The following is a 10,989-nucleotide window of genomic DNA, read 5'->3' as shown; positions in this document are numbered from 1 at the left end:
CCGCCGCCCACGGCAAGGTGACGGGCATGGAAGTGATCGACCTGACCGGCGACGGCCAGGCACACAACAGCCTGAAACTGTCGCTGCAGGACGTCCTGGATAACGGCCAGGCCGACCTGTTCCACACTGGCGACAGCCACGGTGTGCAAATGCTGGTCAAGGGCGACAGCTCCGACGTGGTCAACCTCGACCACCACTCGAGCAATGGCACCGACAGCACCTGGTCCGACAAGGGCACGGTGGCGGTAGGGGAGATTTCCTACCACGTCTACCAGAACTCCAGCACCGAGGCCGAGCTGCTCATCCAGCAGGGCGTGCAGGTCCACCTGGTCTGATGCCGATGAGGCGGGGCCGGCTCTTCGGGTCGGCTCCAACTCCTCCTGTACCTCGCACTTTTTCTGATCGAGCCCTGCTGCAGTGGCGGGGGCCCGGATTCGCCCGCTAGCCGCTCCCTCGCCGGGCGGGTATCGACTTTGTTCCTGCGACCATCTGCAAAGCCCCCGAATGCTCGGTGGCTACACCGCCCCAAGCCCCGCGGCACGGGGCTCCATGAAAGAACGTTGCATTGAGCCTGCACGGCCCGCGCTGACAGGCTCATGTCAACCGCCGGCCGCCGCGCCGGGTGGAAGCCAGGCCGAGGCGGTGCGTGGATCTGCTGACGGGGCTACGCGCGGCTGATCTCGTACTCGCCATCGCTTGTTTCCTGTGCTCCAGGGTGAGTCAAGGCGGCGTGATCCCGAAGGGCCTTTGGATTTCTGCCTTCCTGCTTTTGCCTTCTTCCCTTGCTTTTTCCCTGTGTCTTGCAATTCGGCCAAGTTGGCGAAGGAAAGGTACGTCAACCCAATCAGGCTTTTCTGATGCCGCCGCAATCGGCGCATTTCTACCATGCGCACAGCTTCTCCCTCTGTCCGAAGTAGGTGTGCACAATGAATCCCTCATCAACGCCCATGTCGACTCAAGTCGACCTGGGCGTCTCTTCCGAGAACGACAGCCTGCTAGCTGGGGTGCGATGGTTTTGCGCCCACTATGACAAGCCAACGACTCTGGAGTCGCTGTACGCCGGCTTGCCGCGCGACACGCGCCTGAAGCCGAGCCTGGTGGTGCGCATGCTGGAGCAGGCGGGCATTGGCGCCGGCTGGGTGAAGCGTCGCCCGGCGGAACTGTCGTCTTATCTGTTCCCGCTCATGCTGCTGTTCAAGAACGGTGAGGCGCGCATCCTGGTTGCCCGTGAGGGGGAGCAGTTCGAGTTCCTCATGCCTGAGGCCAACGGCGCCAAGCTGACGCTGAGCATGCAGGAGCTGAACGAAAACTACCTGGGCTATGCCCTGTTGGTACGGCCGCAGGCTGCACCTGATTCGCGCACTGAAATTCCTCAGGGGGAAAGCAAGGGACACTGGCTGTTCTCCACCTTGTGGGGGTACCGCCGCTATTACTACAGCGCGGCGCTGGCGACGTTTCTGATCAACGTCCTGGCCTTGTGCAGCACCTTCTTCATCATGAACGTGTACGACCGCGTGGTGCCGAACCAGGCCTATGCCACCTTGTGGTCGATGGCGATTGGTGTGGTGATGGCGATCGGCTTCGAGTTCGCCTCGCGACAGACCCGCGCCTACCTGCTGGATACCGCCGGGAAGAAGGCCGACCTGGTCCTGGGCGACAGGCTGTTCCGCCAATTGCTGGAGGTTCGCCTGGAGCACAAGCCGCAATCGGCGGGCTCCTTCGCCAACCAGTTCCGCGAGTTCGAATCGGTACGTGATTTCATCACCTCGGCTTCGCTGGCGACCTTGGCGGACCTGCCATTCTGTCTGCTGTTCATCTTCGTGCTGTTCCTCATCGGCGGGCCCCTGGGTGCGGTCCCCCTGGGGTCGATGTTCCTGCTGCTGACCGTCTGTACGCTGATCCAGATTCCGCTGTCGCGCCTGATGAAAGAGAACCTGCGCGAGGCTTCGCAGAAGCACGGCCTGTTGATCGAGTCGATCGAGGGCGTCGAGACCCTGAAGGCGACTCACGCCGAAGGCAGCATGTTGCGTCGCTGGGAAGATTTCAGCGCGCAGTTGGCGGCCTCGTCGCTGAAGACCAAGAAACTGTCGAATATCGCTGGCAACTCGGTGTCGCTGATCTCCCAGCTGACCACCGTGGTGTTGGTGCTGTGGGGCGTGTACCGCATCGGTGATGGCGAGATGACCCAGGGGGCGCTGATCGGCACCGTGATGCTGACCAGCCGGGCCATCGCTCCCCTGGCTCAGGCCGTTGGCCTGGCAGTGCGCTACCAGCAGGCGAAGACAGCGCTGCGCTCGCTGAACCAGTTGATGGAAATCCCTACGGTGCGCGAGAGCGGCCGTCGTTATCTGCCGGCACCCAAGGACGGCACGCTGTCGCTGCGCCGGGTGAAGTTCTCCTACCCGGCACCCCCCATGCAGCCCAAGCCGCTGGTGTTGAACAACGTCAACCTGAACATCAAGCACGGTGAGCGGGTGGCGATCATCGGCAGCATCGGCAGCGGCAAGTCGACGTTGTTGCGTGTGCTGGCCCGCCTGTACCAGCCGGTGGAAGGCCAGGTGATGATCAACAACATCGATGCCGAGCAGATCGACCCGGCGGACTGGAGTGCGTCTGTGGGCTTTGTCGGCCAGGACGCACGGCTGTTCTATGGCTCGCTGCGGGAGAACCTGCTGATCGGCAACCCGTCGGCAACCACCGAAGAACTCATTCACGTGGTGGAGTTGACCGGGCTTGCGGCCGTCGCTGCGAGCCACCCGTTGGGCTTTGGCCGCCCGGTGGGCGAGATGGGCCAGGCGCTGTCCGGTGGGCAGCGGCAACTGGTGGCCCTGGCCCGTTCGCTGTTGCTGCACCCGCAGGTACTGCTGCTGGACGAACCTACCAGCGGCATGGATGTGCAGACCGAGCGGCTATTCCTCGAGCGCCTGCAACACGCCACCCAGGGACGCACCCTGGTGGTGGTGACCCACCGCTTCTCGGTGCTGGAACAGGTTGATCGCCTGATCGTTCTGGACAACGGCCAGATCGTTGCCGACGGGCCGAAGGCCGACGTGCTGCGCTCCCTGCAGTCCAACCAATCCTCGACCGCGACGACCCAGGCCGCGGCCAACCCGTGGTGATTCCATCATGACTGATTCCCCCAAGCAGGACGCCGGCCTGCCGGCCGTCGCGCAGCCTGAGCAGGCGCCCGAGCAGGTGCCCGCGAAAGTGCCGGCAAAGAAAGTGGTGACCTACGCCGACGAAGTCGCCCGCCTGCGTGAAAACGACATTGCCTATGTGTCGGACCTGCAAGAGGCGCTGATTTCGCAGAAGACCACGGCCAGTTCGGTGCTGCTGGTACTGATTGCGGCGATCTTCAGCGGCGCGCTGATCTGGGCTTATTTCGCTCGCGTAGAAGAAGTGACTCGCGGTGAAGGCAAGGTGATTCCGTCGAGCCGCGAGCAGGTCATCCAGAGCCTGGAGGGCGGCATCCTCGAGCAGATGAATGTGCGCGAGGGCGATGTGGTGGAAGCCGGCCAGGTGTTGCTGAAGATCGACCCGACCCGTGCCGGCGCAAGCTTCCGCGAGACTGAATCCAAGGTGCTGGGCCTCAAGGGCATGCTGGCTCGCCTGCGGGCCGAGGCGTATGGGCAGAAGCTGGCATTCCCGCCGGATGTGCGGGCTGTGCCGTCGATCGTGGACTCCGAGACGGAGGCGTACAACGCCCGCCGCCAGATGCTCGACGAGGGGATTTCTGGCCTGCAGAGGAGCCTGTCGCTGGCTGAGGGCGAGCTCAAGGTCTCGGAGCAACTGGCCAGAAAGGGCCTGATTTCGGACGTCGAAATCCTGCGCATGCGCCGCGCGGCGAACGAATTGCGCATCCAGATGAGCGAACGTCGCAACAAGTACCGCTCCGACGCCAACGCCGACCTGACGCGCGCCGAAAGCGAGCTTGCGCAGTCGGTGGAAAACCTCGCCGGGCGCGAAGACATCATGAAGCGCACAACGCTCACTTCGCCCATGAAGGGCATCGTCAAGAACGTCCGCGTGACCACCATCGGCGGTGTGATTCAGCAGGGCCAGGACATCATGGAAATCGTCCCGCTGGAGGATCGCCTGCTGGTCGAGGCGAAGGTCCTGCCATCGGATGTGGCCTTCCTGCGCCCAGGGCTTCCCGCCACGGTGAAGATTTCCGCCTACGACTACGCCATTTACGGCGGCCTGCGCGGCAAGGTCGAGCTGATCAGCCCCGACACCATCAAGGATGACGAGAAGACCCGCCAGGGCAAGCCGGATTCGTATTACCGCGTGCTGATTCGTACCGATGCGGCCGAACTGGTCAAGGGTGACAAGCACTTCCCGATTATCCCGGGCATGACTGCGGTGGCAGACATCCGCACCGGCGAAAAAACCATCCTGGACTACTTACTCAAGCCCGCGCTCAAGGCGCGTGAGGCGTTCCGCGAGAGATGATGAAATGAAAACCCGCAAATTTCCTACGCGTCAAAGCAAACCCTGGAGGTTCTGTCGCTCGGCCCTGGTCATCGCGATGACCTCGCTGTCCGGCCTGGCCAGCGCCGCGTCTTCAGACAACCTGGAAGGAGCGCTGAGCTTCTACTCCAAACCCAAGGGCGCTGCCAATCAGGTGGCCGGCACCGATCCCAATGCCAGTGGCGTGACGGTGACCGCTGCCCCGGCCGTTCCCGCCGCAGCGGTAGCCAGGGCTCCGAAAGTGGAGCTTGCCCCCGTGGCGGCTGCTCCAGTGGTGACCACGCCAGCAGTGAAACAGGCTGCGGCACCCAGGCTGGACTTGAGTTTGCCGGCCGGTATGGGCGCCGGTACTTCGTTTGGTGCTGGTAGCGGTGTGGCTGCTTCCAGCCTGGGTGACGCAGAAGCCTCGCTGGCCTACATCCGCCAGATGGTGGGGACCGCGCTGCAGATCAGCCCGGAAATGAAGCAGGCCGACGCCAACTGGCAGGCCGCCAAGGGCGATGTGGACCAGGCCAAGGGCGCTCGTTGGCCGCAGGTCCAGGTCAGTGCCGCGTCGAAGTCCTGGCAGAGCAAGAAGTCCGACGATTACGACAATAGCGGTAGCACTACCGTGCAGATGACCACGCCGATCTACGACTTCGGCGCGATCGGCCATAGCATCGACAGCCGTGAGAAGACGGCGAATGCGCAGGAAGAGGCGATGGCGCAGTCGGAGGTGACGGTTGCCTATAACACGGCTACCTCCGTGGTTGAACTGGCCCACCAGCAGCAATCGCTGGAGATCAGCGATCGCTATGTAGCACGCATGCGCGAGCTGGTAGACATGCTCTCGCAAATTGCCGAGGTTGACCCGGGGCGCAGAAGCGAGGTCACTCAGGCGCGCTCACGCCTGCTGCAGGCGGAGACCGCACGCGACACCGTGCAATCCAAGCTGCAGGAAGTGAGAACGACCCTGGCCAAACTGGTTGGCGAAGATGTAACGGTCCCGGCGAACGCGAAATGGGACTGGGCACCCATGCCGTTGGAAGAGGCGCTGGCACAATTGTCGGATACGCCTTCCATTCGCCAGGCTCGCTGGGAGAAGGATGCGGCACTGGCCAATGCCGACGCGGTGAAGTCCTCGCGCATGCCGAAGCTGAACTGGGTGGTAGGACGCAGCGCAGGCGGCAATATGCTGAACAACGACGTGCCCTGGTCGACCGGCCTGGCCGTGGAGTGGAATGCCTTCTCGGGTGGTTCGGCTTCGGCGGCACAGCGTGCAGCCTATTCGCGAGCCAGTGCGGCCGAGCAGAAGATGGAAGCAACCCGTCGCGAGTCGGAGTACCTGATCCGCAACCTGGCCGAGCAGCGGGACCTGTCGATGGAGCGCGTAGGCGACTACAAGGAGTTGCTGGGCGAATCCGACCGTGTTCGGAAGATGTTCTATGACCAGTGGTACCACCTGGGCAAGCGTACGCTCCTCGATGTGCTGATTGCCGAGAACGAGTACTACACGCACCAGATCGCGGCGTCCGACACCTACTACAGCGCCAAGGCTTCCGACCTGCGTATCCGTGCGGCGACCAGCGGCCTGATGGCCTGGCTGGCTCCGGCCAGCCACTGATTTCACGGTCGGCCGACGATCGTTCCCCCTTGAGATATCTCTGCTCTCCCGGCATGTCCGCTTCGGTGGTCATGGAGGCCTGCCTCGTCCTTCCTCGAGGTGCTCATGCCGGGGCATTTCCCCTGATCGTTGCAAGTACGATCGTCACAATTTGAATGACTTTGCCCCTTGCTAAAGTCGCTGTGCGTCGATGTGTCGCAGGGTGCGCAGGGGGATTTCTCGACTTTCGCAAAGGTTCTTGATCGTCATCATGGCAAGGTCTTTGCCGACGGTTCCTGGCCCTCATGCGCAGCCGTTGAAAGTCTGCTGCAAGCCCCGTTCTTCATGGATTTGACACACTTCCATGGCATGCCCGCGCAAGCCCCTGGCAGGGAGGGAATAACCCTGCACAACTCCTGTGAATTGGTTGTTTTCTGAGCGATTCTGCCCGGGACTGTTTCTCTGTCTGAGAAAATATCTTGTTAAAAATGAGTGGAATGGGCCTTGAAAGGCGTTTCTGAAATGCTTTGTAATACCCGCCGTCCATTTCCTACCCCCAAATCGCTGAGTCGCACTGACGCAGATCATTGCCAGTGTTCACCCTTCGGTGCAGCGGCATAACAACAGGGGGCTGCCATCGGTGGGCTCCTGTCATAAGACGAGTCGGGCAATCCGCTCGTGCATCCGGTGTGCGACGTGCGCGCTCTAACGGGCCGCCAGTCCAGACACCACACGCTGAATAACACGGAACGAATCAGCTGACGAAATCGGTTTCGCATCGCGAAGACCGGGCGACCTCCCTTTGCCTGGAATCCTTGCGGCCGCGTTCGTGAATCCATGACAGCCCTGGCAGGCGGCTTGGAAAAGTCGCGGGTAACGAGTCGTCGAGCATGCGTGGCGAAGGCTCATGGGCGGTGAAGCGATTTTCATCCACTAAGGCCGCAAGATGAAAAAAGAGCAGTACACAGGAATTTTGAAGAGACTTGCGTGGCTGCCGATGCTGATGCTCGGTGGTTGCAACATGGCGCTGTTCGACCCGAAAGGGCAGGTCGGCGCTGACGAGAAGTCCCTGATCATCACGGCAACCCTGCTGATGCTGATCGTGGTGGTGCCGGTCATCCTGATGACCCTCGGGTTCGCCTGGAAATACCGGGCTTCGAACACCAAGGCCACCTACATGCCGGACTGGTCTCACTCGACCAAGATCGAGCTGGTGGTATGGCTGGTTCCCTGCCTGATCATCGCCGTGCTCGGCTGGATCACCTGGGAGAGCACCCACAAGCTGGACCCGTACCGTCCGCTGGACTCCGAGGTCAAGCCGGTGACCATCCAGGCCATCTCGCTGGACTGGAAGTGGCTGTTCATCTACCCGGAACAGGGTATCGCCACCGTCAACGAAATCGCCTTCCCGAAAGACACTCCGGTGAACTTCCAGATCACCTCGGATTCGGTGATGAACTCGTTCTTCATCCCGCAGCTGGGTAGCCAGATCTACTCCATGGCCGGAATGATGACCAAGCTGCACCTGATCGCCAACGAAGAAGGCGTGTTCGACGGTATCTCCGCGAACTACAGCGGCGGCGGCTTCTCGGGCATGAAGTTCAAGGCCATCTCCACCTCCGAGCAGGGCTTCCAGGATTGGGTCGCGAAGGTCAAGGCCTCGCAGCAGACCCTGAACCTGGATCAGTACCCGGAGCTGGTGAAGCCGACCGAGAACGTCCCTGCGACCTACTTCGCAACCGTCAGCCCCGAGCTGTTCTCCCATGTGCTGAACAAGTGGGAACACGCTGGCCACGCGATGGCCAAGGCCCACGAAGCCAAAGAACAGGCCGAGAAGGGCGAGCACGGCGAAGCGCATGAAGAGGCCGCCATGGCGGGCCACGACATGAGCAACATGCAAGGCATGCAGGGCATGCAAATGAATCCGAGCCAGGAGTAACCGCAGATGTTCGGGAAACTGACACTGTCGGCCGTGCCGTATCACGAGCCGATCATCGTCATCACGCTGGCAGTCGTCGCCCTGTTGGGCCTCGGTGTGTTCGGCGCGATCACCTACTACCGCAAGTGGACCTACCTGTGGACCGAGTGGCTGACGTCCATCGACCACAAGAAAATCGGCGTGATGTACATCATCGTCGCCCTGGTCATGCTGCTGCGCGGCTTCGCCGACGCCATCATGATGCGCGGCCAGCTCGCGCTGGCTGAAGGCGCCAACCACGGCTACCTGCCGCCGGAACACTACGACCAGATCTTCACCGCTCACGGCGTGATCATGATCATCTTCATGGCCATGCCCTTCATGACCGGTCTGATGAACCTGGCCGTGCCGCTGCAGATCGGCGCACGCGACGTGGCGTTCCCGTTCCTGAACTCGCTGAGCTTCTGGCTGCTGGTCGTCAGCGCCATGCTGGTGAACGTATCCCTGGGCCTGGGCGAATTCGCCCGTACCGGCTGGGTCGCCTACCCGCCGCTGTCCGAGCTGGCCTACAGCCCGGGCGTGGGTGTGGACTACTACATCTGGGCTCTACAGATATCGGGTATGGGTACCTTGCTCACGGGTATCAACTTCCTGGTGACCGTGTTCAAGATGCGCACCCCCGGCATGAAGCTGATGCAGATGCCGATCTTCACCTGGACCTGCACCTTCGCCAACATCCTGATCGTTGCGTCGTTCCCGATCCTGACCGCGGCCCTGGGCCTGCTGTCGCTGGACCGCTACTTCGACATGCACTTCTTCACCAACGAGCTGGGCGGCAACGCCATGATGTACATCAACCTCTTCTGGGCCTGGGGCCATCCTGAGGTGTACATCCTGATCCTGCCGGCTTTCGGTATCTTCTCCGAAGTCACCGCGACCTTCGCCGGCAAGCGCATGTTCGGCTACACCTCGATGGTGTGGGCGAGCGCCGCGATCACTTTCCTCGGCTTCACCGTGTGGCTGCACCACTTCTTCACCATGGGTTCGGGCGGCGACGTCAACGGCTTCTTCGGCGTTGCGACCATGCTGATCTCCATTCCGACCGGGGTGAAACTGTTCAACTGGCTGTTCACCATCTACCGTGGCCGCCTGCGCTTCGATACCCCGATCCTGTGGACCCTGGGCTTCATCATCACCTTCACCATCGGTGGCATGACCGGCGTTCTGCTGGCCATTCCGGGTGCTGACTACCTGCTGCACAACAGCCTGTTCCTGATCGCCCACTTCCATAACACCATCATCGGTGGTGCGGTGTTCGGCTACCTGGCCGGCTTCGTCTTCTGGTTCCCGAAAGCCTTCGGCTTCAAGCTGGACGAGAAGTGGGGCAAGCGTTCCTTCTGGTGCTGGCTGGTCGGCTTCTACATGGCCTTCATGCCGCTGTACGTCCTCGGCTTCATGGGCATGACCCGTCGCCTGAACCACTATGAAAACCCGATGTGGCAGCCGTACATGGTGGTGGCTTTCTGCGGCGCCGTGCTGATCTTCTTCGGTATCGCCTGCCAGCTGATCCAGCTGCTGGTGTCGATCAAGAACCGCAAGGCCCTGGCCGACGAGACTGGCGACCCGTGGGGTGGCCGTACCCTGGAGTGGTCCACTTCCTCGCCGCCGCCGTACTACAACTTCGCCGAACTGCCGAAGGTCAACGACATCGACGCGTTCCACGAGATGAAGCAGACCGGTACCGCGTACCGCAAGCTGCCGGCCTATGCACCGATCCACATGCCGAAGAACACTGCCGCTGGCTTCTCCATCGCCGTGTTCGCCTTCCTCTTCGGCTTCGCCGCCATCTGGCACATCTGGTGGCTGGTGGGTGTTGGCTTCGTCGGCATGATCGCTTCGGTCATCGTGCGCAGCTACATCACCGACGTGGACTACTACGTCCAGCCGGATGAGATCGAGCGCATCGAGAACGCCAACTTCCAGAAACTCGCCACCGCGCAGCAGGTATAAAACCATGTCGACGGCAGTACTGAATCAACACCTGGTCGATACGCACGAAGCGGCGCACGACCACGACCACGCCCACGACAGCGGCGGCATGACGGTCTTCGGCTTCTGGCTGTACCTGATGACCGACTGCATCCTGTTCGCGAGCGTCTTCGCCACCTACGCCGTGCTGGTCAACCACACGGCTGGCGGCCCGAGCGGCAAGGACATCTTCGAACTGCCCTACGTGGCCGTCGAAACCGCGATCCTGCTGATCTCCTCCTGCACCTACGGCCTGGCCATGCTGGCCGCGCACAAGGGTGCCAAGGGCAAGGCCATCGCCTGGCTGGGCGTGACCTTCCTCTGCGGCGCCGCGTTCATCGGCATGGAACTCAACGAGTTCCATCACCTGATCGTCGAAGGCTTCGGCCCGAGCCGCAGCGCCTTCCTGTCGTCCTTCTTCACCCTGGTCGGCATGCATGGCCTGCACGTATCGGCTGGCCTGCTGTGGATGCTGGTGCTGATGGCGCAGATCGGCACCCGTGGCCTGACCGCGCAGAACAACACCCGCATGATGTGCCTGAGCCTGTTCTGGCACTTCCTGGACATCGTCTGGATCTGCGTCTTCACCGTCGTCTACCTGATGGGGGCTCTGTAATGTCCGCTGCTGCACATCATCACGACTCCCACGGCGCCCACGGCCACGATTCCCACGGTGCCGGCCACGGCAGCCTGGGCTCGTACGCCATCGGCTTCGTGCTCTCGGTGATCCTCACCGCGATCCCGTTCTACATGGTCATCGACGGTGGCTTCTCGCGTCACGCCACCCTGCTGACCATGGTGATCCTGGGTCTGGTTCAGGTCGTCGTGCACCTGATCTGCTTCCTGCACATGAACTTCAGCTCCGAAGGCCGCTGGAACGTCATGGCATTCATCTTCACCGCCATCATCATCCTGCTGGTGGTCGGTCTGTCGCTGTGGATCATCTACACCGCAGACACCCTGATGATGCCGATGCCCTGAGGGCCGATGC

Annotated in this window: 8 protein-coding genes; all 8 read left to right on the top strand. The window is 61.9% G+C overall.

Translation table 11 applies throughout. From position 1 onward, the window contains the following. Positions 1-335, top strand: a 335-nt coding sequence (locus N5C91_RS18275) for a hypothetical protein (RefSeq protein WP_279831041.1), incomplete at its 5' end; no start/stop codon positions are given. Positions 336-947: 612 nt separating this feature from the next. Beyond that, positions 948-3,119: a type I secretion system permease/ATPase gene (locus N5C91_RS18270; protein WP_236175766.1), complete on the top strand. Its 2,172-nt coding sequence runs from the start codon at positions 948-950 to the stop codon at positions 3,117-3,119. A 7-nt stretch (positions 3,120-3,126) separates the two neighbouring features. Further along, positions 3,127-4,452 (top strand): HlyD family type I secretion periplasmic adaptor subunit, encoded by a 1,326-nt coding sequence (locus N5C91_RS18265; protein ID WP_236175765.1) that lies wholly within the window; start codon positions 3,127-3,129, stop codon positions 4,450-4,452. Positions 4,453-4,528: 76 nt separating this feature from the next. Next, entirely contained in the window at positions 4,529-6,073 is a 1,545-nt protein-coding gene (locus N5C91_RS18260) for a TolC family protein (RefSeq protein WP_279831039.1), read from the top strand. 925 nt (positions 6,074-6,998) lie between these two features. Further along, a complete protein-coding gene (gene cyoA / locus N5C91_RS18255) occupies positions 6,999-7,991 on the top strand; it encodes a ubiquinol oxidase subunit II (protein WP_236175763.1) in 993 nt (330 codons plus the stop codon). 6 nt (positions 7,992-7,997) lie between these two features. Next, positions 7,998-9,980: a cytochrome o ubiquinol oxidase subunit I gene (cyoB, locus tag N5C91_RS18250; RefSeq protein ID WP_236175762.1), complete on the top strand. Its 1,983-nt coding sequence runs from the start codon at positions 7,998-8,000 to the stop codon at positions 9,978-9,980. A 4-nt stretch (positions 9,981-9,984) separates the two neighbouring features. Next, entirely contained in the window at positions 9,985-10,614 is a 630-nt protein-coding gene (cyoC, locus tag N5C91_RS18245) for a cytochrome o ubiquinol oxidase subunit III (protein ID WP_015475724.1), read from the top strand. Further along, a complete protein-coding gene (gene cyoD / locus N5C91_RS18240; protein WP_024765643.1) occupies positions 10,614-10,979 on the top strand; it encodes a cytochrome o ubiquinol oxidase subunit IV in 366 nt (121 codons plus the stop codon). Before cyoC ends, cyoD begins: the two co-directional genes overlap by 1 nt. The last annotated feature ends 10 nt before the right edge of the window (positions 10,980-10,989 follow it).

It is taken from the genome of Pseudomonas sp. GD03903 (assembly GCF_029840045.1).
GTDB lineage: Bacteria > Pseudomonadota > Gammaproteobacteria > Pseudomonadales > Pseudomonadaceae > Pseudomonas > Pseudomonas pseudonitroreducens.
Note: the sequence above shows the minus strand (reverse complement) of the source record. Positions and strands in the feature narration are given on the sequence as shown.

Coding starts and splice junctions, on each gene's coding strand:
- N5C91_RS18270 (WP_236175766.1), top strand. CDS start 948: ATGTCGACTCAAGTCGACCTGGGCGTCTCTTCCGAGAACGACAGCCTG.
- N5C91_RS18265 (WP_236175765.1), top strand. CDS start 3,127: ATGACTGATTCCCCCAAGCAGGACGCCGGCCTGCCGGCCGTCGCGCAG.
- N5C91_RS18260 (WP_279831039.1), top strand. CDS start 4,529: ATGACCTCGCTGTCCGGCCTGGCCAGCGCCGCGTCTTCAGACAACCTG.
- cyoA (WP_236175763.1), top strand. CDS start 6,999: ATGAAAAAAGAGCAGTACACAGGAATTTTGAAGAGACTTGCGTGGCTG.
- cyoB (WP_236175762.1), top strand. CDS start 7,998: ATGTTCGGGAAACTGACACTGTCGGCCGTGCCGTATCACGAGCCGATC.
- cyoC (WP_015475724.1), top strand. CDS start 9,985: ATGTCGACGGCAGTACTGAATCAACACCTGGTCGATACGCACGAAGCG.
- cyoD (WP_024765643.1), top strand. CDS start 10,614: ATGTCCGCTGCTGCACATCATCACGACTCCCACGGCGCCCACGGCCAC.